Source organism: Roseomonas sp. F4, from assembly GCF_053891155.1.
In genome coordinates this window covers 70,806-94,423 of record NZ_JBSSHK010000001.1, presented here as the reverse complement: position 1 = coordinate 94,423, position 23,618 = coordinate 70,806, and the positions used below count along the sequence as shown (strand labels likewise).

General features: G+C 71.3%; 21 protein-coding genes and 1 pseudogene. 12 read left to right on the top strand and 10 right to left on the bottom strand.

Features of this window, described 5'->3' with window-relative positions; genetic code table 11:
* Positions 1–88: 88 nt before the first annotated feature.
* The 7 genes from ACVFYP_RS00440 to ACVFYP_RS00410 all read left to right on the top strand — a co-directional run bounded on the left by ACVFYP_RS00440 (position 89) and on the right by ACVFYP_RS00410 (position 8,352).
* Complete coding sequence (locus ACVFYP_RS00440; RefSeq protein WP_499198145.1) at positions 89–1,873, top strand: heparinase II/III domain-containing protein; 1,785 nt, start codon at positions 89–91, stop codon at positions 1,871–1,873.
* Positions 1,874–1,933: 60 nt separating this feature from the next.
* Positions 1,934–2,794 carry a hypothetical protein gene (locus tag ACVFYP_RS00435; protein WP_499198144.1) on the top strand — a complete coding sequence of 287 codons (861 nt, stop codon included), beginning with the start codon at positions 1,934–1,936 and terminating at the stop codon, positions 2,792–2,794.
* On the top strand, positions 2,791–3,969 hold the full coding sequence (locus ACVFYP_RS00430; protein ID WP_499198143.1) for an O-antigen ligase family protein: 1,179 nt from the start codon (positions 2,791–2,793) through the stop codon (positions 3,967–3,969). Before ACVFYP_RS00435 ends, ACVFYP_RS00430 begins: the two co-directional genes overlap by 4 nt.
* Complete coding sequence (locus tag ACVFYP_RS00425; RefSeq protein WP_499198142.1) at positions 3,962–4,603, top strand: sugar transferase; 642 nt, start codon at positions 3,962–3,964, stop codon at positions 4,601–4,603. The genes ACVFYP_RS00430 and ACVFYP_RS00425 overlap by 8 nt, the downstream gene beginning before the upstream one ends.
* 108 nt (positions 4,604–4,711) lie before the next feature.
* Positions 4,712–5,827, top strand: a complete 1,116-nt coding sequence (locus ACVFYP_RS00420) for a DegT/DnrJ/EryC1/StrS family aminotransferase (RefSeq protein ID WP_499198141.1) — start codon at positions 4,712–4,714, stop codon at positions 5,825–5,827.
* Positions 5,814–7,163, top strand: a complete 1,350-nt coding sequence (locus ACVFYP_RS00415; RefSeq protein ID WP_499198140.1) for a glycosyltransferase family 4 protein — start codon at positions 5,814–5,816, stop codon at positions 7,161–7,163. The genes ACVFYP_RS00420 and ACVFYP_RS00415 overlap by 14 nt, the downstream gene beginning before the upstream one ends.
* Before the next feature lies 1 nt (position 7,164).
* Positions 7,165–8,352, top strand: coding sequence for a glycosyltransferase (locus ACVFYP_RS00410; protein WP_499198139.1), 1,188 nt, complete (start codon positions 7,165–7,167; stop codon positions 8,350–8,352).
* Positions 8,353–8,354: 2 nt separating this feature from the next.
* Here ACVFYP_RS00410 and ACVFYP_RS00405 read toward each other — a convergent pair whose 3' ends face one another.
* The gene (locus ACVFYP_RS00405; protein WP_499198138.1) at positions 8,355–9,341 is read right to left on the bottom strand and encodes a Bug family tripartite tricarboxylate transporter substrate binding protein; all 987 of its coding nucleotides are present in this window, start codon (positions 9,339–9,341) and stop codon (positions 8,355–8,357) included.
* 116 nt (positions 9,342–9,457) lie between these two features.
* On the opposite strand from ACVFYP_RS00405, the gene ACVFYP_RS00400 reads away from it, so the two are divergent.
* A complete protein-coding gene (locus ACVFYP_RS00400) occupies positions 9,458–10,702 on the top strand; it encodes an amidohydrolase family protein (RefSeq protein WP_499198137.1) in 1,245 nt (414 codons plus the stop codon).
* A gap of 56 nt (positions 10,703–10,758) precedes the next feature.
* A pseudogene (locus tag ACVFYP_RS00395) lies at positions 10,759–10,958 on the top strand (transposase); the annotation flags it as partial.
* 88 nt (positions 10,959–11,046) lie between these two features.
* Here the strand turns inward: ACVFYP_RS00395 and ACVFYP_RS00390 are convergent.
* The 6 genes from ACVFYP_RS00390 to ACVFYP_RS00365 all read right to left on the bottom strand — a co-directional run bounded on the left by ACVFYP_RS00390 (position 11,047) and on the right by ACVFYP_RS00365 (position 16,160).
* On the bottom strand, positions 11,047–11,205 hold the full coding sequence (locus ACVFYP_RS00390; protein WP_499198136.1) for a hypothetical protein: 159 nt from the start codon (positions 11,203–11,205) through the stop codon (positions 11,047–11,049).
* A 421-nt stretch (positions 11,206–11,626) separates the two neighbouring features.
* The gene (locus ACVFYP_RS00385) at positions 11,627–12,460 is read right to left on the bottom strand and encodes a universal stress protein (RefSeq protein WP_499198135.1); all 834 of its coding nucleotides are present in this window, start codon (positions 12,458–12,460) and stop codon (positions 11,627–11,629) included.
* Positions 12,461–12,520: 60 nt separating this feature from the next.
* A complete protein-coding gene (locus ACVFYP_RS00380) occupies positions 12,521–12,655 on the bottom strand; it encodes a hypothetical protein (RefSeq protein ID WP_499198134.1) in 135 nt (44 codons plus the stop codon).
* A gap of 56 nt (positions 12,656–12,711) precedes the next feature.
* A complete protein-coding gene (locus ACVFYP_RS00375; RefSeq protein ID WP_499198133.1) occupies positions 12,712–13,548 on the bottom strand; it encodes a penicillin-binding transpeptidase domain-containing protein in 837 nt (278 codons plus the stop codon).
* Positions 13,545–14,762, bottom strand: coding sequence for an MFS transporter (locus tag ACVFYP_RS00370; RefSeq protein ID WP_499198132.1), 1,218 nt, complete (start codon positions 14,760–14,762; stop codon positions 13,545–13,547). Before ACVFYP_RS00370 ends, ACVFYP_RS00375 begins: the two co-directional genes overlap by 4 nt.
* Before the next feature lie 3 nt (positions 14,763–14,765).
* Positions 14,766–16,160, bottom strand: a complete 1,395-nt coding sequence (locus ACVFYP_RS00365) for an FAD-binding oxidoreductase (protein ID WP_499199517.1) — start codon at positions 16,158–16,160, stop codon at positions 14,766–14,768.
* Positions 16,161–16,313: 153 nt separating this feature from the next.
* Here ACVFYP_RS00365 and ACVFYP_RS00360 point away from each other — a divergent pair, with 153 nt between their 5' ends.
* Positions 16,314–17,069 (top strand): HpcH/HpaI aldolase family protein, encoded by a 756-nt coding sequence (locus ACVFYP_RS00360; RefSeq protein WP_216873081.1) that lies wholly within the window; start codon positions 16,314–16,316, stop codon positions 17,067–17,069.
* A gap of 36 nt (positions 17,070–17,105) precedes the next feature.
* Here the strand turns inward: ACVFYP_RS00360 and ACVFYP_RS00355 are convergent, their stop codons facing one another.
* From ACVFYP_RS00355 to ACVFYP_RS00345, 3 genes are read right to left on the bottom strand one after another with little or no spacing between them, the layout of a single operon-like run.
* Positions 17,106–18,491, bottom strand: a complete 1,386-nt coding sequence (locus ACVFYP_RS00355) for an amidohydrolase family protein (protein ID WP_499198131.1) — start codon at positions 18,489–18,491, stop codon at positions 17,106–17,108.
* A gap of 56 nt (positions 18,492–18,547) precedes the next feature.
* On the bottom strand, positions 18,548–18,685 hold the full coding sequence (locus tag ACVFYP_RS00350) for a hypothetical protein (RefSeq protein ID WP_216878220.1): 138 nt from the start codon (positions 18,683–18,685) through the stop codon (positions 18,548–18,550).
* A 52-nt stretch (positions 18,686–18,737) separates the two neighbouring features.
* Positions 18,738–19,037 carry a DUF1488 family protein gene (locus ACVFYP_RS00345; RefSeq protein ID WP_499198130.1) on the bottom strand — a complete coding sequence of 100 codons (300 nt, stop codon included), beginning with the start codon at positions 19,035–19,037 and terminating at the stop codon, positions 18,738–18,740.
* Positions 19,038–19,252: 215 nt separating this feature from the next.
* On the opposite strand from ACVFYP_RS00345, the gene ACVFYP_RS00340 reads away from it, so the two are divergent.
* Both ACVFYP_RS00340 and ACVFYP_RS00335 read left to right on the top strand, forming a co-directional pair.
* Entirely contained in the window at positions 19,253–21,649 is a 2,397-nt protein-coding gene (locus ACVFYP_RS00340) for a hybrid sensor histidine kinase/response regulator (protein WP_499198129.1), read from the top strand.
* A gap of 143 nt (positions 21,650–21,792) precedes the next feature.
* Complete coding sequence (locus ACVFYP_RS00335; protein WP_499198128.1) at positions 21,793–23,613, top strand: hypothetical protein; 1,821 nt, start codon at positions 21,793–21,795, stop codon at positions 23,611–23,613.
* Positions 23,614–23,618: the final 5 nt, after the last annotated feature.

Here is a 23,618-nt window from a genome sequence, read left to right as displayed (position 1 = left end):
GAACGGCGTATCGGTTGCTGCCTCACCACAACTCCTGGATGAATTTGCTATCCACCGTTACGCCTGCATGCATCATACGCAGCGATTCATGTCTGACCAGATCCTCATCAATCCTTTACGAAAGGATGGGCCAGGCCGGCGTCTCCAGCGCTGGCGGCTGACCCTTGCGGCCGCCTGGGCGCTCGGTCCGCGGCCCGTCGGGCTGATGCTGTGGCATCGCAGCCTGATGGCCGCCGGCCTGCCCCAGCGCGCGCTGGCCCATGCGGCGGCGCCCGCCGGGCGCTTCCTGCCGACGGCGCCACCGCCGCCGCCGCATCTTCCGGCAGGCGAGGCCGATCGGCTCATCGCCGCCGCGCGCGCCCTGCCGGCGCGGCCGGACTGGCACGGCGGCCACGACGCCGCCGCGCCATCCCTGGGCCTCGACCTGTTCGCCGCCGGCGACATCCGCCCCGTCTGGGAGGCCAGCCGTTTCGCCGACCTGCTGCTGCTGGTGCAGGCCGCCCGCCTCGATCCGGCGGGCGAGCATCTGGCACAGGCGGAGCGGCGGCTGGCGGATTGGTGCGCCCAAAACCCCGCCTTTCGCGGCCCCGCCTGGGCCTGTGGGCAGGAGGCGGCGTTGCGGGCGCTGTCCCTCGCTTTGGCCCTGCTTCTGCTGGGGGCGGAACAGAACCCGCCGCCGGCCGCGCGCGACCTGCTGCGCCTCTGCACCCGGCGCATCGCCGCGACGCCGGCCTATGCGGCGGCACAGGACAACAACCACAGCATCTCGGAACCCGCCGGCGCCTTCGCCTGCGCCCTGCTGTTGCGCGATGCGGCGGGGACGGCGCGAGCCGCGCGGCGGCTGGCGGCGGCGGTGGCGCGGCTGGTGGCGCCGGATGGTGGCTTCGCACAGGTCTCGGCCGGCTATGCCCGGCTGGCGCTGGATGTGCTGGCGGTGGCGGAGCTTTTGCGCGCCCGGCTTGGCGCCCCGCCCTTTCCGCCCGTGCTGCGCGCCCGCGCCGCGGCGCTCACCGCCTGGCTGCACCAGCTGGTGGCGCCGGAGGATGGCTCCACCCCGGCGCTGGGGGTGGAGGATGGCTCGGCTTTCGCCGATCTCGGCCTGCATGGCCCGGCCGATGCACGCGGCAGCGTGGAGCGTGCGGCGCGGCTGTTCGCCGATGCCGGCGCGGATCTGCCGGAAGATGCCGGCTGCGCCTGGCTGGGCCTGCCCCTGCCGGCGGCACGGCTCGACCGGCCCGCGCGCTGGCGCGCCGCCGGCAGCATGGGCTGGGCGGAGGCCGGCGCCACCGCGCTGCTGCGCCGCGGCCCGCTGCGCTTCCGGCCGGCGCAGTCGGATCTGCTGCATCTGACGCTGCGCGACGGCGCCCGGATCGTGCTGCGGGATGGCGGCACCGGCGCCTATAACCCGCCCGCCCCGTGGTGGCCGGCAGCCCTGGCGGAGGCGGAGGCGCATAATGCGGTGGTGTTCGACGATCGGCCGCCGATGCCCCGGCTCGGGCGCTTCCTCTTCGCCCATTGGCCGCGCCTACGCGACCTGCCGGATGGCGCCGCCCGGCGCGACGCCGACGGCCATCGCCATGCCCGGCGCATCGCCGTGCAAGGCCGGGTCTGGACGGTGACGGATGAGATCGCCGGCCGCTTCCGCACCGCCGCCTTGCGCTGGCGCCTGCCGCCCGGGCCTTGGCGGCTGCTGCCGGATGGCGCCACGGACGGTGCCTTGCGCCTGCATATCACCGCCGATGTCGATCCGGTCCTGACGCTGGAGGGTGGCTGGGAAAGCCGCGCTTATGGCCGCATCGCCCCCTGCCCCGTCCTGCTGGTCCGCCTCACGGCCCCAGCCACGCGCGTGACGACATTAATTCATCTGCCGTGAGTATCGGGGGTTGTGTTTAGGTTGATTCGTTAACATTCTGCCGCCTCTTGGAGGGGCGCCATGCCGCTGGAGATGCTGGTCGGAGGGCTTTGGCGGGTCCGTTGGCGCGTCGCCCTGCTGGCGGTAGTGCTCCTGGGCGCTGGCGCGGCGGCGGTGCTGTCCTGGCCGCGCAGCTTCGTGGCGGAGGCGCTGGTCGCCCCCTCCGAAACCACGGGCATCGCCACCTCCTCCCTGCTCTCACCCTCCCCGGCCTTTTCCGGCCTGCTCGACCCGCGGCCCACCGGCAATTTCGCGATCTATCTGGGGGCGCTGCGCTCCGCCGAGGCCGCCACCATGCTGGCGGAAACGACTCCCCTGCTGGCAGAGCTGACGCTGCGCCGGGCGTCAGGGCCGTTGGGCGCGCTGCGTGAGGTGCTCGGCCTGCGGGCCTCGGCCGATCTGGACGATGCGCGGGCCTGGCTGGCGCGCCATCTGGCGGTGACCCAGACGCTCGGCGCGGTGACCTGGACCCTGGCCCTCGCCCATCCGGACCGCGACCAGGCGCTGGACGCGCTGCGCCGGCTGCATGCCTTCGCCGAAGCCAAGGTCCGCGCCGATCTGGAAGACATGGCCCGCCGCCGCATCGCCGCGCTGGATGCCCGGCTGGCGCGGGAGACCGATGTCTATATCCGCCAGTCGCTGTACGAAATGCTCGCCCAGCAGCAGCGCGTCGGCCTGGTGGTCGCGGCGGATGAGGCGGTGGCGGCGCGGCTGGTCTCCGCGCCGATGGTCGAGCAGCGCCCTTCCCTGCCCAACCGTCCCTTGCTGCTGCTGCTGCTTCTGGCCGCCGCGCCGATGGCCGCGTTGGCGATCGCCAGCGCAAGCCTGCTGCTGGGCGCCGCGCTGCCCGTCTCGCCACCGCTTCTGGAGGTGGCGGAGTGAGGGCCCTGCCGGCGATGGTGGGGTTGGTCGCGGCGGTGCTGCAGATGGCGGGGGCGCTGAAGACGGCGCCGCCCCTGGCCGCGCTGCCGCTGGACCTGACCTTGCTGAGCCTCGCTTTGCTGCTGCCGCTGCTGGCGCTGCTGCTGGCGACGCGGCGCTGGCTCGTGGCGCCGGCGATCGCCCTACCGGTCGTCGCCGCCGCGCTGCTCTGGCTGTGGCTGGTGGTGGCCGGCGCCTGGTCCCCCTCCCGCCTCATCCTGGCCCAGAAGCTGCCGGAGCTGGTGCTGGCCGGGCCGGTCATGCTGGCGGCCGGGCTGCTGGTGGGGGCGGAGCCGGTGGCGCGCCACGCCTTGTGCGGCGCCAGCCTCGCCATTGGCCTGATCCTGGCCGGGCTGATCCTGTCCGGCACTTCCGCCGGCCTGGCTGGGCTGCTGGAGGAGCAGGCGCGGGTGCATCACCAGCTCGCCGGCCTCGCCCTCGCCACGGCGGCGGCGCTCGCGGCACTGGCGGCGGTGGAGGCGCCACATCCCTTGGCCCGGCTCGTCTGGCTGGCGGCCTTGGCGGCGCTGGCCATGGCGGCGCTGCTGCCCGGCGGCCGCACGGCGCTGGCGGCATTGCTGCTCGGCGCGGCCCTGGCGCCCCTGTTGCGGCTGCGACCGGCGCAGGGTCTTGGCTGGCTCTGCCTAGTGCTGCTGGCCCTGGTGGCCGGCGCAGCGTGGCTCGCCGTGCGTCCCGACTGGGTTTCGGGGCTGCGCACGCTCGAAAGGCTGACCGCCGAGCCGGCGGGGCTGGAGGCGCGGCAGGTGCTGTGGTCGGAGGCGCTGCGCTGGGCCGGGCTGGCGGCGCCCTGGGGCCTCGGCACCGGCGGCTTCACCATCGCGGCCGGCCATGGCGAATGGCGCGGCCTCTACCCCCACAACCATGCGCTGGAAGCGCTGGCGGAAGGCGGGTTGCCCGGGATGCTGCTGTGGTGCGGTGCCTTCGGCGGGGCCGCTTTGGCCATGTTCCGCCTGGCGCCGCGCGTGGCGCCAGCGCGGCGGGCGCGGATCGCCGCGCTGGTGCTGCCGGTGGCGCTGACCATCCTGGTCTCCACAGATCTCGGCAACCGCATGGCCTGGTTCGCCCTCGGCCTCGCGCTGAGCCTCGGGGTCACGGCCCGCCCCGCCGATGTATGAGCGCTTCGGCAAGCGGGTACTGGACATCGCCGTGGCGGCGGCACTGCTGCTGACGCTGGCGCCGGTCTTCGCCCTGGTGGCGCTGGCGGTGGCGATCGCCCTCGGCCGACCGCTGATCTTCGTGCAGGCGCGGGCCGGGCGCGGCGGGCTGGCCTTCCCCCTGCGGAAGTTCCGCAGCATGGCGCTGGGCGATGCGCCGGATGCCGAACGCCTGGGCGGCTTCGGCCGGGCCTTGCGGGCCAGCGGCCTGGATGAGTTGCCGCAACTGCTCCATGTGCTGCGCGGCGAGATGAGCCTGGTCGGCCCGCGACCGCTGCCACCCGCCTATCTGCGGCTGTACTCGGCGCGACAGGCGTTGCGGCTGGCGGTGCGGCCGGGGCTGGTCGGGCCGGGGGTGGCGGCCGGCCGCAATGCCGTGCCCTGGCCGCAGCGGCTGGAGCTGGACGCGGCCTATGCCGCCAGCCCGCCCCGGCTGGGCCGGGACCTGGAGCTGGCCCTGCGCAGCCTGGGCGTTCTGTTGCGCGGCCAGGGCGTCACCGCGCCGGGCCATGCCAGCATGCCGGCGCTGGGGACCTACCCCGGCGCGCAGCACGTCTCGCGCGAATCTTCTGTTGTCGCACACCAAAAAGTGTGAATTAACTATTCTTCTATCAACCATTTGGTTTTCATGGGATCTCCGCCACAGCCCCCCTCCGCCAGCGTGCTGCCGTTCCTCCGGCCGAGGCCCGCTGCACGGCTGGCATTGTCCCCGCCGCATCTGGGCGGTGGAGAGGCGGAGGCCCTGCGGGCGACCCTGGACTCCGGTTGGCTGGCACCCGCCGGGCCGACCCCCGCCGCCTTCGAACTCGCCCTTTCCGCCGTCACGGGCTTCGCCGCGACGCTGGCCACCACCTCCGGCACCGCCGCCTTGCATCTGGCCTACCACGTGCTGGGCGTGGAGCGAGGGGACGAGATCTGGGCGCCCGGCCTGACCTTCATCGCCACCGTGGCACCCGCCGTGCAGATGGGCGCGATCCCGCGCTTCCTGGATGTCACCACGACGGGCTGGACCCTCGATCCCGGCCTGCTGGCGGAGGAACTGTCCGCCGCCGCACGCCGCGGCCGGCTGCCGCGCGTCGTGGTGCCGGTGGATCTCTACGGCCAGTGCTGTGACCTCGACGCCATCCTGGCCGCCTGCGACCGCTGGGGCGTCAAGGTGCTCTGCGACAGCGCCGCGGCGATGGGCGCGCAGCAACGCCGCGGCCGCCACGCCGGGCGGGGCGCGCATCTCGCCGCCTTTTCCTTCAATGGCAACAAGATCGTCACCACGGCGGGAGGCGGCGCCCTGGCCGGCGACGACCCCGCGCTGCTCGCCCGCGCCCGTCACCTGTCCCGACAGGCGCGGGAACCCTCGGCGCATTACGAGCATGAGACCACGGGCTATGCCTATGGCCTGTCCTCCGTCCTCGCCGCCCTCGGCTTGGCGCAGCTGCGGCTGCTGGAGGCGCGGGTGCAGCAGCGGCGCGCCATTTTCGCGCGCTATGCCACGGCGCTGGGCGACCTGCCCGGCCTGTCCTTCATCGCCGAACCCGGCTGGGGCCGCGCCAATCGCTGGCTGACCGTGGCGCTGTTCGACGCCGAGGCCTTCGGCGCGGACCGCGAGGCGGTGCGGCGGGCGCTGGAGGCGGAGGGTGTTGAAAGCCGCCCGGCCTGGAAGCCGCTGCCGCTGCAACCGGCCTTCCGCGACGCGCCGCGGGCCGGCGGTGCCGTCGCCGCCGGGCTGTTCGAACAGGGGCTGTGCCTGCCCTCCGGCAGCGGGATGACGGAGGCGGAGCAGGCCCGCGTCATCGCGGCGGTGCGGTCCTGTGCGCGGATTTGACGATCAGGCCTTCGACCCGGCCGGCCCGACGCCAGATGCCGGGGCGGGGCTGCGCATCCTGTATCTGCATCAGCATTTCTCCACCCCCGCCGGCAGCACGGCCACCCGCGCCTTTCACCATGCCGGCGCCCTGGCCAGCGCCGGCCATCGGGTGACGATGGCCTGCGGCCGCTATGACGGCGCGGCCACAGGCCTGTCCGGCCCCTTCCGCCATGGCCGCCGCGAAGGCGAGGTGGCGGGGTTCGAGGTGGTGGAATTCGACATACGCTGCGGCAATGCCCAGGGGCTGTTGGCGCGCAGCCTCGCCTTCCTGCGCTTCGCGCTGGCCGCCAGCCTGCTGGCCTTGTGGCCACGGCGGCAGGGTGCGCGGGATGCCGGTCCGTGGGACCTGATCATCGCCTCCTCCACCCCGCCCACCGTGGCGATCCCGGCCCTGCTGGCGCGGCGGCTGCGCGGCACGCCCTTCATCTTCGAGATCCGCGATCCCTGGCCGGAATTGCCGGAGGCGCTTTCGCGCGGTGGCGGCGCGGTACCCGGGCCGTTGCTGGTGCTGCTGGGGCTTCTGGCCAATGCCGCCTGCCGCCGGGCCGCCTGCGTGGTGGCGCTGACCGAGGGGATCGGGCGCCTCGCCTTGGAACGGGGCGCCGATCCGGACCGGCTGCGCGTGCTGCCGCAGGGCGCCGACCTGGTGCTGTTCCACCCCAGCATTCCCGGCTGGCGCCCGGCGGAGGTGGCGCCCGGGGAAGTGCTGGCCGTATATGCCGGGGCGCATGGCCCGGCCAATGGCCTGCATCAGTTGCTGGATGCCGCCGCGCGTCTGCGCCACACCGGGCTGCGCCTGGTGCTGGTGGGCGACGGCGCGCAGAAGCCGGAGTTGATGGCGCGCGCGGCGGCCGAGAAGCTGCCTGTCCTGTTCCTGGACCCGATGCCCAAGGTGCATCTGGCGCGGCTGCTGGCCGCGGCCGAGATCGGCCTGCTCTGCCTGGCGCCGGTGCCGGAATTCGCCGAATGGACCGCGCCGAACAAGCTGGCGGAGGGCCTCGCCTCCGGCCTGCCGATGGTCACCAACCTGCCGGGCCGCGCCGCGCGGCTGCTGGCCGCGGGGGGCTGTGGCCTGAGCGTGCCGCCGGGCGATGCCGATGCGCTGGCCGGCGCGCTGCTGGCCCTGGCCACCGACCCACCACGCCGCCTGGCCATGGCACGCGCGGCGCGCATCGTCGCGGAGCGCCATCTGGACACAAGGCGCATCGCCAGGCGGCTGGTGGCGGTGGTGGAGGCGGTGGCGGGCCACCGGCCCAGCCGCGCCATGTCCCCCGACAGCCGCGCCGCCGCCTGACATGGACGAGGCGAAATGTGCCGCACCTTTGGTGCTGATGCTGTCCGCCGCGCATCCGGCGGAGGATGTGCGGATCGTGGCGAAGGAAGGTGCGGCGCTGGCCGGTGCGGGATTCGCGCTGCGCCACCTGGCCCCCGCGCGCCCCGGCCCGCCGCCACCGCCATGCCGGCATGGCGTGGCGTTGGAAACCTTCCCCAGCGCGCCGGGCTGGGCCGGCCGGCTGCGCGGCATTCCAGCTTTGGCGCGGCGCGCCGCCGCCGCGCGGCCGGCGGTCATCCATGCGCATGAGCCGGATAGCTGGCTGGCGGCGCTGATCGCGGCACGGCGCTGCGGCGCGCGGGTGGTGCTGGATGTGCATGAGCACTACCCCTCCCGCCTCGACCCGCATCTGCCGGGGCCGTTGCGCGGCCCGGCGCGGGCGGCGCTGCGGCTGGTCTGCCGGCTGGCGGCGGCGCGGGCGGATGCGGTGGTGGTGGCGAAGGATGGGCTGGCCGGGGATTACGGCGGCGATGCGCGCTGCACCCCGGTGCGCAACTATGCCAGCCCGGTCGCCGTGGCGCCGCGCCAGCATGTCGCCGGGCCGCCGACCCTGCTGCATCTGGGCGCGCTGACCCGCAGCCGGGGTGCACTGCTGATGCCGGATCTGCTGGCGGCCCTGCCCGGGGCGCGGCTGCGCCTGATCGGCCGCTTCACCGATGACAGCGAACCCGCCTTCCATCGCCGCGCCACCCAGCTCGGCGTCGCCCGGCGGATCGAGGCGCTGGGCTGGATGCCGCGGGAGGCCGCGCTGCAAGCCGCCGCCGGCTGCGACATCGGCCTGGTGCTGTTCCAGCCCGGCGTCGAGAATCACCGGCTGGCGCTGCCGCACAAGCTGTTCGACTGCATGCTCGCCGGCCTGCCCGTCATCGTGCCGGATTTCGCCGAGGAAGTGGCGGCGGTGGTGCGGGAGAGCGGCTGCGGCCTGGTGGCGGATGTCAGCAACGCGGAAAGCCTCGCCGCCGCCATTCGCCAGCTTTCGGATCCGGCCCTGCGCGCGGAGCTCGGTGCGCGCGGTCGCCACGCCGCGCTGTGCCGCTTCGGTTGGGGGGCGGAGGCGGCGCGGCTGGTGCGGCTGTACCGCCGCCTGCTGACGGCGCCTCTGCGGGACGCGCCCGCCGCCGCCATGGCCCCGGTCCGCCTGCCCTCCTGAGCTCAGTCCACGCGGATATTCCCGGCGCGGATCACCTCCCGCCACTTGTCCAACTCGGCGCGGATCATCTGCGTATAGGCCTCGGCGCCCAGCGTGCCGGGGCGCACGCCGATGCGGCCGAATTTCTCCGCGATCTCGGGGGAGGCCATGGCGCGGCCCATCTCCTCCTCCCACCGCGCCTTCACCGCGGGCGAAATGCCGGGGGCGGCGGAGAAGCCGAACCAGTTGGTCGAGGCGACGCCCGGAAAACCAGCCTCCGCGAAAGTCGGCACATCCGGCAGGGCCGGGGAGCGTTCGGCCTCGCTGGTCGCGATCGGGCGCATGCGGCCGGCGCGCAGATTGGGCAGGGCGGTGGGCAGGCTTTCCATCAGCGCCGGAATCTGCCCGCCCATCACATCGGTCATCGCCGGCGCCGATCCGCGATAGGGCACATGGGTCAGCTCCACCCCGGCGGCGCGGGCCAGCAATTGCCCGATCAAATGGTTCATCGTGCCATTGCCGCCGGAGCCGTAGTTCATCTCCCCCGGCTTCGCCCGTGCCTGGGCCAGGAATGCCGCCAGGTCCGGTGCCGCGACATTCGGTCCCACGGCCAGCACACTCGGAAAGGTGCCGATCAGGTGGATATGCGTGAAATCCGCAACCGCGTCGTACGGCACATTGGCATAGAGCACCGGCCCGATGCCGTGCGAGGCGGCGTTGGAGATCATGACCATGTGCTGGTCGCCGCGCGCCTTGGCCAGCAGGTCGCTGCCCAGCATGCCGCCGGCGCCGGGGCGATTTTCCACCACGATGGGCTGGCCGAGCCTGGTGCCGAACCACTCCGCCAGGATGCGGGACAGGATGTCGGCCGCGCCGCCCGGCGGGAAATTCACGATCCAGCGGATCGGCCGCTCCGGCCAATTGGCCTGGGCGCGGGCGATGGAAGGCGCGGTGAGGCCCAGGGTGGCGCCGAGCAACAGGCGGCGGCTGAGGGTGGATGGGTGCGACAAGGCTCTTCTCCCGATTCTGGATCCGGTGATCCGTCGGGGGTCGGCAAAGCAAAGCCGGTGCCGTAGAGGATGAAGGCGCCTGATTCGCCGCCCCCGCTCGCTTACGGAGACCCCGCATGGAATTCGACCTTCTGCTCCACCAGGTCCGGCTGCCTCATTCGGCTGCAACTGACCCGTTGATGGACATCGGCGTGCAGGGCGGCCGCATCGCCGCCCTGGCGCCGCGGCTGGAGGGTTCGGCGCGGGAACAGGTGCAGGGCCAGGGCCGGCTGGTCTGCGCGGGCTTCGTGGAAACCCACATCCACCTCGACAAATCCTGCCTGTTCAACCGCTGCGACTGCGAGACCACGCGCTTCCCGCATCTGGCAATGGAGCGCGTCTCCGCCATCAAGCCGCAGATCACGGTGGAGGATGTGACGGCGCGGGCCGCCGCGACGCTGGAGAAATGCGTGCTGCACGGCTGCACGCGGATGCGCACCCATGTGGAGGTCGACCCGCGCATCGGCCTGCGCTTCTTCGAGGGTGTGAAGGCGCTGATCGACAGCTACGCCTGGGCCGTCGATGTCGAGATCTGCGTGATGCCGCAGGAAGGCCTGACCAACAATCCCGGCACCGACGAGCTGATGGTCGCCGCGCTACGCGCGGGCGCGAAGGTGGTCGGCGCCGCGCCGAACTACGACAGCGACCGCGCCGCGCAGATCCGCCGGGTGTTCGAGATGGCGCGCGAATTCGACGTCGACATCGACATGCATCTCGACAGCGGCATCAGCGGCGACGATCTCGACACGCATCTGGTCTGCGATCTGACGGAGCAATATGGCTGGGGCGGCCGCGTCGCCATCGGCCATGTCACCAAGCTGTCCACCATGAAGCCGGCGGATGTGGATGTGGTGGCGAAGCGCATGGCGGATGCCGGTGTGGCGCTGACGGTGCTGCCGGCGACGGACCTCTATCTCGGCGGGCGCCACAGGGATGCCGACGTGCCGCGCAGCGTGGTGGATGCGAACCGGCTGGTGGAATCGGGCGTGGTCTGCTCGATCTCCTCCAACAATATCCAGAACCCCTTCACGCCGTTTGGCGACGGGCAGTTGATCCGGCAAGCGAGCACCTATGCCAACATCATCCAGCGCGGCAATCCGGCGGATGTGCGGGCCGTGTGGTCGATGATCACCGACAGCTCCGCCCGGTTGTTGCGGCAGGACGATTACGGCATCCGCGAAGGCGCGCCGGCCGATCTGGTGGTGGTGGATGCGACGGATGAGGTGGATGCGCTGCGCAGCTTCGCGCCGGTGCTGGACGCCTTCAAGCGCGGCCGCCGGACGGTGACGCGGACCCCGGCGGTGCTTCACCGGCCGGGGTGAGGCAGGCACTACCACTCACCCAACCAGCCCCAGGCGTCGCGGCAGTGCCGCGACTCAGCGTGTTCAAACGCCGCATGAAGGGCGTCTATCAGCACTGCGCTGCCAAGCATCTGCACCGCTACGTCGCGGAATTCGACTTCCGCTACAACAACCGGAGGAAGTTGGGCGTAAATGACGCGGTCAGGACAGCGGGCGCACTCCGCGCATTGTCGGCAAGCGGCTGACTTACAAACAGCCAGTTGGTCGAGCGCGCTAAAGAACGCAATTGACAAGCAAAATCAGACGAATCATGGTCTGAACACAAAGCGGGGCCGGTTTCCCGACCCCGCCAACGGTTGACGCGCTCAAGCAAGTGGAACGCGATCATGACTGAATGCGCCAAAATAGACGATCAGGCGGGCAGTTTTGCTGCCGCCGCTCGCGCTATCGGCGCCGATGAAGGCGAGGACGCCTTCCGCGCTAAGCTGGCCGTGATCGGGCATCAGAAGCAGCATCTGGATCAACTGAGAGCGGCATCAACACCTGACAATTCAAAGACGCGAAAGCCTGGCGGTTGAAAGCGTCTCGGACGGATGCGTTGGCGCAAGAGCGTGAGGAAGCGAAGGCCCTTGCGCTCTTCCTGGAGGCGTTCTTCGACCGCTACATGACCGACGGCAAGCCTGTGCCGCCTGAAGTTCATCCAATGCGTGTTCTGGCCAGGATGGCTGAGAGGGCGCCCAAGCGCGCCCTTGCCGGTGTCCGAATGGCTGTTGCCGATTGCCTTGAAGTTTCAAAGCATTGGACAGACGCAAAGGTACAGGAGGCCGATGAGGCACTGAGCGCGGCAGGCGCACCGCGGCTGACAGATGTGCGACGCCACGTCACGGCACTTCACGCGCGACGATAAACGGCTCGTATTCGCCAAGTACATAATGCCTTTTTTGATCAGTGGTGAATGAAGACGGGGCAGCGGGCGCGGCGCAGCAGTTCATGCGTGGCGCTGCCCGTGAACAGCCGGCGCAGGCCGCTTTCCTCGAAGGAGCCCACCACTAGCAGCCGCGCGCTAAGCCCCTCGGCCTCGGCCAGCAGCAGATCGGCCGGGCGGTCGCCCACCATGGCGAGCGGCGTTGCCTCCAGCCCGTGATGGCGCAGATAGGCGCAGCCCTCCTCCGCCATCGCCAGCGCCGCGGCTCGGTCCTCGGCGGCGGAGGCGACGCGCACCGGCGCGCCCTCGGCCAGGCCCAGCAGGGCAAAGAGTTGCAGCGCCGCCATGGCAGGGATGGAGGCATCGTAGCCGACCAGCACCGGGCCTTCGGCCGGCGCCGATTCGGGTGGGATGACCAGCAGCGGGCGGGCGCCGTCCATCAGCAGGCGCTCGATCACCGGCGCCACGCCATCCTCCGTGGCTTCCAGGCCCAGGGTGCTGTCGCGGCCGATCACCAGCAGGTCGTGGGTGGCGCCGGCGCGCAGCAGGGCGGCTTCCGGCGCATCTTCCAATTGCAGCTCGGCATAGGGGTGGCCGGCGGCGGCGGCAGCACAATCGGCCAGTGCCAGCGCCGCATCTTCCCGCGCCCGCTTCACCAGCGCGGCGTCGCGCTTCGCCTTGAAGGCGGCGCCGCCGATCGGGACGAATTCGTGCTCGCTCTCGGTATGCGGCCGGTCCAGCACCACGGCGGCAGTCATCGCCGCGCCGCTGCGGCGGGACAGAGCGAAGGCGGCATTCTGGGCCGCCTTGGCACCGGGCGTGTCATCCAAAGCGACCAATAGGCTGCGCAGCATGCGGGGGCTCCTTCTGCCGCGCGATCCTAACGCAGGAGAGTGCGCCGCGGCACCCCGCCCTCAATGGCAGGCGGCGCAGCTTCGGGTGGCGAGGCGGCCCACCTCCCCCTGCACACCCGTACCCTGCACCAGCAGCCAATGGCCCAGCAGCGCGACACCCGCCAGCACCGCCAACAGACCGACCAGTCTCAGCATGGGAAGACCCTCCGCTGTCGGCCGCAGGCTATCAGCCCGGCGGGCCGGGCGGAAAGTTACGGCTGCGGGAAGCCCGCCGGCAGCAGCCCGGCCGCACCCAGCAACCGCAGCGCCGCGTCGCGCCGGAAGTCGCGCAAGGCGGCCAGGTCGGGCGCCTGGGTGTGCAGCGCGAAGGCCACAGGCGGCGCGGCGTCGCGCCGCAGGAAGCCCACATACCAGCCCTCCGCGCCCGGCCCGGGGCGGCGCGGGCCGGCACCGGTCTTGCCGTGCAGCGTCAGGCCGGGTGCGACGCCGGCCAAGCCCGCTTCCTCCAGCGCTGCCAGGCTGGCGGGCGCGACGCCGAGACGGCCTTCCAGCAGCGCAGCCAGGAAGGCCACCTGTTCCCGCACCGAAATCCGCAGCGTGCCATCCAGCCAGAAACGGTCAGAGCCCTCCGGCACCGCGGCATTGCCATAGCCCCAGCGCGCCAGCGTGGTGCGGTAGCGGGCCGTGCCGACCTGCCGTGCCAGGTCCTGGAAGTACCAGACGGTGGAGGCCCGGAAGGCCTCACCCAAGGTCTGGTCCCGGCGCCAGGCGGCCGGCCAGTACGGCGCGGCGGGTCGGCGGGCGGGGTCCCAGCGCCGGGCCGCGGCGAGATCGCCGGCGATGCCGCTTTCCAGCGCGATCAGCAGGTTGGGGATCTTGAAGCTGGACCATGGCGTGTGCCGCGCATCGAGCGCGCTGCCGGCCAGCATCCAGGCCCCGGGGCCGCCGACCTCCCGCGCCAGAAAGCTGACCTGCCGCCCGGCCTCCACGCCGAGGGCGCTGCGCGGCAAGTTCTGCGGCGCCTGCGCCAGCGCCGGGCGCGCCGCCAGCGCGGCAACCCCCGCCAGGATCAGCCCGCGCCGCCTCATCGCGGCCGCAGCGCCATGAAGCCGAGGGTGCAGACCAGCAGCCCCACCGCAAAAGTGGTCAAGGCCGCCGAGGGTCCGCCCCAGCCGGCCATGGCCCCCGACAGCGCCTGGAACACCGCCGCGCCGGAGAAGAAGAACAGATTGGCGGCGGAGAGCGCCCGGCCCGCCTGTTCCGGCGGCACCGCCGATCGCACGATGGAAAAGGCCAGAACCTGGAAGGAGATGATGCCGCCGAACAGCACCAGCAGCACCGCATCCCAGGCCACCGGCAGCATCGGCAGGCCGAGCATCGCGGCCAGCCAGCCGCCCGGCCCGCCGCCGACGATCAGCAGGATGAAGCCGGCGCAGGCCAGGTGGCTGCCGGCCATCAGCGCCCGGGCATGGCCGACGCGGCGCAGCACCAGACCCGCCAGCAGCGGCCCGATGGTCAGCGCCACGGTGCAGGCCAGCAGCACATTGCCCGCCGCCACCCGGTCCAGCCCCTTGCCCTCCATCAGCCAGGGCCCGCCCCACAGCCCGCGCAGGCCTAGCACCGCGGCGAAGGAGGCAAAGACAAAGACCATGACGCCGCGCAGCGCCGGCTGGGCGGCCATTCGCGCCACCTCCCGCAGATCGGCGCCCAGGCTGCGGGCGGGGACGGCCTCCGGCCGGTCACCCGGCACCAGCAGCGCCACAAGGGGCAGGGCCAAGGCGGCGATGCCGGCACAGGCCAGAAAGCCGGCGCGCCAGTCCAAGGCCTCCACCAGCAGGGCCAGCGGGCTGGCCGAGAGCAGCATGCCAGTATTGCCCAGCGCCTGGATCAGCCCGGACCAGACGGCGAAGCGCGCGGTGGACAGGCCCCGCGCGGCGAAGGTGATGGGGCACATCAGCATGCCGGAACAGCCGGCCCCGAGGACGATCTGGGCGAGCAGCATGGACCAGGGCCCGGTCGCCATGGCCCCCAGCACCGCGCCGCAGCCCGCCACCGTCAGCAGGCCCAGCGCCACGCGCTTCACGCCAAAGCGGTCGAGCGCAATGCCGACCGGGATCATCACCACGGCGAAGGCCAGCGGGAAGGCGCCGGTGATCTGGGCCAGTGCCTCCGCCGTCAGGCCGAGGTCGCGCATCAGCACATCCGCCGCCATGGCGGGGATGGTCCGCACGGCGTTGGAGAAGACATGGCCGAGGCAAAGCACCAGGATCGGCACCGCGATCCCGGTGGCCGCGCGGATCATCCCCTAATTCCGGAACATCTTGCCCGGATTCATGATGCCCTTGGGGTCGAGCGTCGCCTTCAGGCTGCGCATCACGGCCAGCGCCTCCGCGCCATGTTCCGTCTCCAGGAATTCGCGCTTGCCGAGGCCAATGCCATGTTCGCCGGAACAGGTGCCGCCGAGCGACAGGCCGCGCGCCACCACGCGCCGGTCCATATCCCAGGCGCCTTCCAGGCCCTTCGGGTCCTCCGGATTGTAGAGGATCATCTGATGGAAATTGCCGTCGCCGACATGGCCGACGATGCAGGTGGTGTGGCCGAGTTCGGTCGCTTCCTGTTTGGCGCCCACCAGCGCTTCCGCCAGGCGGGAGATCGGCACGCAGACATCGGTGGTCAGCGCGCGACGGCCAGGCTTCCAGGCGACGCCCGCCCAGTAGCTGTCATGCCGCGCCTTCCACAGTTTTGCCCGTTCGGCGGGATCGGTGGCCCAACGGAAGCCGCTGCCACCGTTTTCGGTGGTGATCGCCTCGACCATCTCGGCCTGTTCCTTCACCCCGGCCTCGGTGCCGTGGAATTCGAGGAACAGGGTGGTGAGCGGCGCAAAACCCTCGAGCTTCGAGAAGGCGATGGAGGCGGCCATCATGTCGTCGTCCAGCAGCTCGATCCGCGCCACGGGGATGCCGAGCTGCATGACCTGGATGGTGCTTTCCACCGCGCCGGCCAGGGTCGGGAACTGCACCACGGCCGAGCTCATCGCCTCCGGGATGCCGGTCAGGCGCAGGCGGACCTTGGTGACGACGCCGAGCGTGCCCTCGCTGCCGATGAACAGCCGGGTCAGATCGTAGCCATTGGCCGCCTTGCGGGTGCGGCCGCCGGTGGTGATCACCCGGCCATCCGCCAGCACCACCTCCAGCCCCAGCGTATTCTCGCGAATCGTGCCGTAGCGGACGGCATTGGTGCCGGAGGCGCGGGTGGCGACCATGCCGCCCAGGGTGCAGTGGCTGCCGGGGTCGACCGGGAAGAACAGGCCCTTGTCCCGCAGATATTCGTTCAATTGCTGGCGGGTGACACCCGGTTCCAGCAGGCAGTCCATGTCCTGCTCGTTCACTTCCAGGATCGCGGTCATCCGCGACAGGTCCAGGCTGATGCCGGCGCGGACGGGGTTCACATGGCCTTCCAGGCTGGTGCCGGCGCCAAAGGGCACCACCGGCACGCCATGCTGGTGGCAGAGCGCCAGCAGGCGGCTGACCTCCTCGGTCGTTTCGACGAAGGCGACGGCATCCGGCAGGGTCGGCGTGGAACTGTCCTCGCCATGGCTGTGCTGCTCGCGGATCGCGGCGTTGATCGTCATGCGTTCGCCCAGGAAGGCGCTGGCGGCCGCGATCACGGCATCCACCGGGCGGGGGGACAGGGTGTTCATGCAAAGCTCCGGCGGCACGGGCTGTTCCGCGCCCTGGGTCCAACCTGCCATGCGCGGCGCCGCCTCGCAAAGCCGCGCCCGGCGCGTTGACGCCCTGGCGGCGCGCGCCTAGCGTCGAGTCATCATACAACCACCCAAGGGGGAACGGATAAGATGGCAAATGGCGTCAAGGCAGCCTGGGCAGCAGGCAAGCCCGTGGTCAACGGGTGGCTTGCCATCCCGAGTGGCTTCACCGCGGAAGTCATGGCCCTGGCCGGCTGGGACAGCCTGACCGTCGATATCCAGCATGGCGTGCAGGACTACATGTCCATGGTCGCCTGCTTCCAGGGCATGCAGCCGCATGGCGTCACCCCCATGGTCCGCGTGCCGTGGAACGAGCCGGGCATCATCGGCAAGGTGCTGGATGGCGGGGCCAAGGGCGTGATCTGCCCGATGGTGAACACGGAAGCCGAGGCCCGCGCCCTGGTGTCCTACTGCCGCTATCCGAACAAGGGCACGCGCAGCTTCGGCCCGATCCGCTCCGGCATGTATGGCGCCGCGGCCGATACCAATGCGGCGAATGAGGACGTGCTGGTCATCCCGATGATCGAGACCAAGACGGCGCTCGACAATCTGGAAGCCATCGTCTCCGTCCCCGGCGTGGACGCCATCTATATCGGCCCGTCCGACCTCAGCCTGTCGCTCGGCATGGCGCCCCTGCAGGATCGGCGGGAGCCGGAGTTCCTGGCGGTGCTGGACAAGATCCGCACCACTGCCCATGCGCATGGCGTGAAGGTGGGCATCCACACCATGACCGGCGCCTATTCGAAGGAGATGTTCGAGCGGGGCTTCAACCTGGCGACCATCATGAACGACAGCGGCCTGATGCTGACCGCCGCCAAGGCCCAGGTCGCCATCGCGCGCGGCTGATTGCCGCAAGCCCTCCCCCGCTCGGCGGGGGAGGTGCTAGGCCGCCCGCCCCAGAATCCCCGCCGGCACCCGGCCCAGCCGCCGCGCCTCCTCCCACACCTTGCGAATCGCACCGGCGCCACGGCGCACGATGGCAGCCTCGTCCACGCCCTGCACCACGCGATCGCGGATCAGCGGCCGGCCATCCACCAGCATCGTGTGCAGGTCCGCCGCCACGCCATTGGTCAGCAGCGCCTGCAAGGGATTCCACACCGGCTGGTAGCGGGCGCCGGACAGGTCGAACAGCAGCAGATCCGCCGTGGCGCCGACCGCCAGCGTGCCGAGATCGTCGCGCCCGATGGCGGCGGCGCCCGAGGCCGTGGCGGCGCGCAGCATCGCCTCCCCGCTCGCAATGCCGCCGCGCCCGGCCTGCACTTTCGCCAAAAGCGCCGCGGCCCGCAGCTCCGCCACCATGTCCAGCCCCACGCCATCCGTGCCGACGCCGAGCCTGATCCCGGCATCGAGGAATCGCGCGAAGGGCACCGCGACGCCGAAGCGGGAAAAGGCGTAGGGGCAGGAGGCGACGGCGGCGCCGTGGTCGCGGATCATCGCCAGTTCGTCATCGGTGGCCATCACGCAATGCGCCAGCACCGTGCCGGGGCGCAGCAGGCCGAGGTCGCGGATGTGCTCGATGGGTGACTTGCCATAGCGGGCGCGCACGATGTCGAGCTCCACCTGGCTCTGCGCCGCATGGATGGTCAGCGGGCAGCCGATCTCGTCCACCGTGTCGCGGATGCGGGCCAGCAATTCGGGCGTGCAGGTATCCAGGCCATGCGGCCCGAAGCCGACGCGGGTGCGGCCGCGCGGCCCTTCGTCGTATTCCGCAAAAAGCTGCATCACCCGGTCGAAGCCGGTATCGGCCGCCTCCGGCGCCGTCACCGGCTTGCCGTCGGGCCCCATATCCATCTTCGGCGTGGAGAACAGGTAGGGGCAAGAATAGGTCCGCAGGCCAAGCCGGCGGCCGCGTGCGATGAAGGGGGCCTGCTGCAGCCGCCAGACATCCATGATGGTGGTGGACCCGCCCTTCAGCGTCTCCAGCAGCGCCATCTCCGCGACGTCGCCGATGGCCTCCTCGTCCAGCACCTCGGCCGCGATGTCGCCCAGCGGCATCAGCAGAGAATAGACGATGTCGCCGGGCAGCTCGCCATCCCCGATGTCATCGGCCAGGCCGCGGAACAGCGGCGCGCTGAAGGCGTGGTTGTGCAGATTGACGAAGCCCGGCAGCAGCAGCCCATCCGGCAGGCTGATGCGTGCGGCCTCCATGGTCGGGCGCTGCGTCACCACATCGCCGATGCGGCCGTCCTGCACCACCACGAAACGCCCGCCGCGCAAACCGTCCTGCGCGTCCCAGATCCAGCCGGGTTCGAGGATCAGCGTCTCCATGGGCAGGCCTCCGCACGATGCGCGCCGATCATGGCACAGGCGGTGGCCGCGGGAAGTCAGCCCTTGTCGGGCTTGGCCGGCGGCGCCTTCTTGGTCGGCTCGCGCGTGAAGGGGGAGGCCGCGGCGGCCTCCGGCTTCTTCGCGGCCTTGGGCTTCTTGGTCTCGCGATTGGAGCGCATCTGGCCCTTGGCCATGGTCGTCGTCCTTGATCGGGTTCAGGCGGTGGGCACGACGTCGGGCATCAGATCACAGGCCTGGGGGCGCGTCCTCGATATCTTCGGACCAGATGGTCAGCAGCCCGATCGCCCCTTCGGCGCGCGCGCGGTGCTTGTCCAGCGCCAGCGCCTCGATTCGCGGACGCACGGCGGCGAAACACTTCATTAGATCGGCCGGCTTGAAGCGGCGGATCTCGCTGAGGTCCTGCAACGCGTTCATCGAGATGGCGCAGGGGATCAGCCGCGCATCGTCCACAACCTCGAACAGCACGCGGCGCCCGTCCCAGCGCGGGGCGGGAAGCACGGGGAAGGGCTGGCTGGGGTGCGACATCGGGCGGTCCTCATCGGCGGGGGCGGGCACGACAGGACAAACGGGGGATTTACATGGCGATGCGCCGCGCCAGATACCAGCCATTCTCGGGCACCACCCTTGTCGCGAGCCGTTCGGCGGGGCATGGGAGGCGTCCTCGCCGCGCCGCCGGCTGACGATACGGCTGAACCCGCCTGTCTGCCCTCGAAGCCGCCCGCTCCGGAGAGCCTCGCCTGTTGGACACCGTCGCGCCCCGCCCGCTGTCGCCGGACAAGCCGCGCCACCGCATGGGGCAACCGGTACGTCGCCAGCTCGTACTGTTCGCGGCCGCGCTGCTGCTGCCGATCCTGATCTTCGTCACCATCCTCGCCTATCGCTTCACCGAGGCGCAGCGCAGCCGGCTGGAGGATGAGGCGCTGAACACCGCCCGCGCCGTCGCCCTGGCGGTGGATCGCGAACTGGCCGGGCTGGCTGCCACGCTGAACCTGCTGGCACTCTCGCCGCAGCTGCGCGCCGGCGACGTGGCGGGCTTCCAGGCGCAGGCGCTGGAAGCGCGGCTGCGGCTCGGCATGGCGGCTGTGCTGCGCGATGCGCAGGGGCGGGTGCTGGCCAATGCCTGGCTGAGGCCAGGTGATCCGCTGCCGGAGACCTCGCCCCTGCCGCTGCCCCAGCCCGGGCGGGACCGGCTGGTGGTGACCGACCTGTTCCAGGGCATGATCCATCCCGTGCCAATGTTCGCCGTGGAGATGCCGAACGGCATCATGGTGCCAGGGCAGGACGGCCCGCTGTTCCTCAGCCTCAGCACACCGGCCGAGCGTATCCGCCAGGTGCTGAAGGACCGTCAGGCGCCGGGGGGCTGGACGCTCGCCGTGGTGGATGGCCGGGGCACCATCCTGGCGCGCAACACGCGCCACCAGGATTTCGTCGGCCGTGGCGCCACCGCCGATCTGCGCGCCGCCACCACGGGGCAGGAGGGAAGCTGGCGCGGCATGACCGCCGACGGCACGCCGGTGCTCGGCACCTATGCCCGCCCCAGCCTCGCCGACTGGCGGGTGGCGGTGGGCGTGCCGATGGCCACGCTGAACATGCCGCTGCACCGCACCCTGCTGCTGCTTGGCGGCTTCGGCGCCATGGTGGCGGCGCTGTCGCTGACCATCGCGCTGCTGCTCGGCCATCGCATCGCCAATCCCCTGCGCCGCCTGGCGGCGGAGGCCGCGGCCCTCGGCCATGGCCAGGCCCTGGCGCCGGTGCCGAGTGGCATCCGGGAAGTCTCGGAAACCGCCGTCGCGCTGGCCGAGGCCGCCCGCACCATCCGGGGGCGGGAGGAGGAGCTGCGGCGGCTGAACGACCTGCTGGAAGCCCGCGTCGGCGAACGCACCCGCGACCTGGCGGAGACGAATGCGCGCCTGATCGCCGCCGCAACCGGCCGCGACCGGGCGGAGGCGCAGCTACGCCAGGCGCAGAAGATGGAGGCGGTGGGCCGGCTGACCGGTGGCGTGGCGCATGACTTCAACAACCTGCTCACCGTGGTGCTCGGCAATCTGGCCTTGTCGCGGCGGCGCCTGGACGAGCTGCCCGCCGAGACCGCCAGCGAAACGGCGCTGGAGCGGATTCGCCGCGGCATCGACAATGCGGCGGAAGGCGCCAACCGCGCCGCGACGCTGACGCAGCGCCTGCTTGCCTTCTCCCGCCAGCAGCCTTTGGCGCCGGAGCCTGTGGACGCCAATCGGCTGGTCGCCGGCATGTCCGACCTGCTGCGCCGGACCCTGGGCGAGGATATCGAGATCGAGACGGTGCTGGCCGGCGGGCTTTGGCGCGCCCATGCCGACCCGAACCAGCTGGAATCGTCGCTGCTGAACCTGGCGGTCAATGCACGCGATGCCATGCCGGACGGCGGCAAGCTGACCATCGAGACGGCGAATGCCCATCTGGACGAGGCCTATGCCGCGACGCGGGAGGAGGTGGAGCCCGGCCAGTATGTGGTGATCTGCGTCACCGATACCGGCACCGGCATGTCGGCGGATGTGCTGAGCCGGGTCTTCGAGCCCTTCTTCACCACCAAGCCCGTCGGCCGCGGCACCGGCCTCGGCCTCAGCCAGGTCTATGGCTTCGCCCGCCAGTCCGACGGCCATGCGGCGATCTACAGCGAGGTCGGCCAGGGCACCGTGGTGAAGCTGTACCTGCCCCGGCTGCGGGAGGGTGTCACGCCCCCCGCCCCCGTCGCCCCCATCTCAACCGTGCTGCCGAACGCCAAGCCGGGCGCGGTGGTGCTGGTGGTGGAGGATGAGGCGATGGTGCGGGACTTCGCCATGGCGGCGCTGGAGGAAGCCGGCTGCCACCCGATCGCCGCCGCCGACGGCCCCTCCGCCCTCACGCTGCTGGACGCGCATCCGGAGATCGCATTGCTGTTCACCGATGTGGTGCTGGTCGGGCCGATGAATGGCCGCGAACTGGCCGCGGCCGCCCTGGCCCGCCGGCCGCGCCTGCCGGTGCTGTTCACCACTGGCTACACTCGCAACGCCATCATCCACCAGGGCCGGCTGGATGAGGGGGTTAACTTCCTCGGCAAGCCCTATACCGCCGTGGCGCTGCTGGAGCGGATCGGCCAGTTGCTGCCGCAGGATCGCGGCTGACCGCCGCGGCCCTCCCCTCCGCCCCTCATTAACCGGGGTTTCACTGCGGCGCGGCACACTCCGCGCGCACCGGCCCGCGCACTAGGGGGTCGGCGGTGGAGCCTCAAAATGACCCTTCCCGCGACCCCGATCGACGCGCGGCGATGAGCGACAGCATCTTCGCCTGGACCTTCCGCGCCAATAGCGGCGATAGCTGGGGCGGCCTGCTGGTGGACGACACCACGCGCTATGTGGTCGGCAGCACCCTGGCCACGGCCCATGGCACCTACAGCATCGTCTCCGCCGAAGCGCAGGGTCGCGACCTCGGCACGCTGGGCATGGAGGAGGGCTGGATCTCCGTCGGCTGGTACCGCGACAGCCGGGGCAGCTGGATGGTGACCCAGCTGGGCGAGGCGACGGCGGCCGGGCTGGCGGGGATGGGGTCGGAGGTGGATGCCGCCTGGAACGGCGCCGCCTGGGACAGTTTCGGCCGCGGCGGCGCCGACCAGGCCGACCCCAGCTCGATGGCCAGCAGCCTGTTCACCTGGACCTTCACCTTCAACAGCGGCGATGTGCTGTACGGCACATTGCTGGCCGACAGCCTGGACTGGAACCCCGGCGACACGATGCGCACCAGCCATGGGCTGTATCGCATCCTCACGGAAACGCCCTTCGGCCAGAGCCAGTCGGAAGTGGCCCTGGACGGCACCGTCTATACCAACCGCTACTACGACAGTGCGGCGCGCATCGACTTCACGCTGGAAAGCGGCGGCGGCGCGCCCACCGGCTATGCCGGGCTGGGCAGCGAGATGGACCGCGCCTGGACCGGCACCACCTGGGCGCGGGTGGGTCAGGGCGGCGCGCTGGAGGCCGACCGGCCGCCGGACTCGCTGTTCGACTGGACCTTCCAGATGACCAATGGCGACCGCTATTTCGGCCGGCTCGCCAGCCACAGCACGGCCTGGGACGTGGGCGATACCCTGGCCATGTCCGGTGGCACCTACACCATCACCGCCGCCACCTCCCTCGGCGGGCAGGCGGTCGCCAATGGCACGGTCTGGACCACCGGTGGCTATTACGATTCCAGCGCACGGCAGCAACTCACCAGCTATTCCGCCTATGCGCAGGGCGGCGCGCCCACGGGCTATGGCGGCCTTGGCTCGGAATTCGACTATGTCTGGGATGGCGACGAATGGGATGATTTCGGCCGCGCCGGCACGGTGCAGGCCAGTGTCGAACAGCCGGCGCGGTTTTCCTGGTACTTCACCCACGGCACCAGCGGCGACCTTTATGCCGGCTATGTCGTGGCCGATTCCGGCCAGTATCAGGTGGGGCAGAGCTTCGCCGGCTCGCGCGGCACCTACACCATCTATGAGAAGGCCGGCTGGTCCCAGAATGCGGCGCCGGAAGGCACGGTCTGGGTGACCGACTACCGCGATGCGCAGTCGAACACCTGGATGAAGCCCCGCGCCTGGCAGCAGGGCCAGGCGACGACGCAAGCCGGGCTCGGTCAGGAATACGACTATGTCTGGGATGGAAACGAGTGGGATGACTTCGGCCAGGGCGGCATCTACCAGGTCGATGTCGGGCGCGACGGCTATTATGCCTGGGCCTTCTACAGCAATTCCGGTGACCTCTATGCCGGTTGGCTGTCCGAGGATTTCGCCCGCTTCAATATCGGCGACCGGCTACAGGGCGCGCATGGCTACTACGAGATCTACAACAAGTGGGAGCATGCCAATCCCACCGGCATCCGCGACGGAACCCTTTGGATCACCGATTACTATGACGGCAACAGCAACCGCTGGCTGCCGACGCGGTCCTGGGGCCAGAACGGACAGGCGGCCAGCGAATGGGGTATCGGCAACGAGTATGAATATGCCTGGACCGGCACCGAGTGGGTCGGCTTCGGCGTCGGCGGCATCCACGAGCTGGATGTGCCGCCGCTCTCGGCCAACAACCCGCCGGAACCGTTCGTTTTGTAGGCCGG

Coding starts and splice junctions, on each gene's coding strand:
- ACVFYP_RS00375 (WP_499198133.1), bottom strand. CDS start 13,548: ATGAGGCGGCGCGGGCTGATCCTGGCGGGGGTTGCCGCGCTGGCGGCG.
- ACVFYP_RS00435 (WP_499198144.1), top strand. CDS start 1,934: ATGCCGCTGGAGATGCTGGTCGGAGGGCTTTGGCGGGTCCGTTGGCGC.
- ACVFYP_RS00370 (WP_499198132.1), bottom strand. CDS start 14,762: ATGATCCGCGCGGCCACCGGGATCGCGGTGCCGATCCTGGTGCTTTGC.
- ACVFYP_RS00385 (WP_499198135.1), bottom strand. CDS start 12,460: ATGCTGCGCAGCCTATTGGTCGCTTTGGATGACACGCCCGGTGCCAAG.
- ACVFYP_RS00400 (WP_499198137.1), top strand. CDS start 9,458: ATGGAATTCGACCTTCTGCTCCACCAGGTCCGGCTGCCTCATTCGGCT.
- ACVFYP_RS00440 (WP_499198145.1), top strand. CDS start 89: ATGTCTGACCAGATCCTCATCAATCCTTTACGAAAGGATGGGCCAGGC.
- ACVFYP_RS00425 (WP_499198142.1), top strand. CDS start 3,962: ATGTATGAGCGCTTCGGCAAGCGGGTACTGGACATCGCCGTGGCGGCG.
- ACVFYP_RS00360 (WP_216873081.1), top strand. CDS start 16,314: ATGGCAAATGGCGTCAAGGCAGCCTGGGCAGCAGGCAAGCCCGTGGTC.
- ACVFYP_RS00365 (WP_499199517.1), bottom strand. CDS start 16,160: ATGAACACCCTGTCCCCCCGCCCGGTGGATGCCGTGATCGCGGCCGCC.
- ACVFYP_RS00355 (WP_499198131.1), bottom strand. CDS start 18,491: ATGGAGACGCTGATCCTCGAACCCGGCTGGATCTGGGACGCGCAGGAC.
- ACVFYP_RS00350 (WP_216878220.1), bottom strand. CDS start 18,685: ATGGCCAAGGGCCAGATGCGCTCCAATCGCGAGACCAAGAAGCCCAAG.
- ACVFYP_RS00380 (WP_499198134.1), bottom strand. CDS start 12,655: ATGCTGAGACTGGTCGGTCTGTTGGCGGTGCTGGCGGGTGTCGCGCTG.
- ACVFYP_RS00335 (WP_499198128.1), top strand. CDS start 21,793: ATGAGCGACAGCATCTTCGCCTGGACCTTCCGCGCCAATAGCGGCGAT.
- ACVFYP_RS00410 (WP_499198139.1), top strand. CDS start 7,165: ATGGACGAGGCGAAATGTGCCGCACCTTTGGTGCTGATGCTGTCCGCC.
- ACVFYP_RS00345 (WP_499198130.1), bottom strand. CDS start 19,037: ATGTCGCACCCCAGCCAGCCCTTCCCCGTGCTTCCCGCCCCGCGCTGG.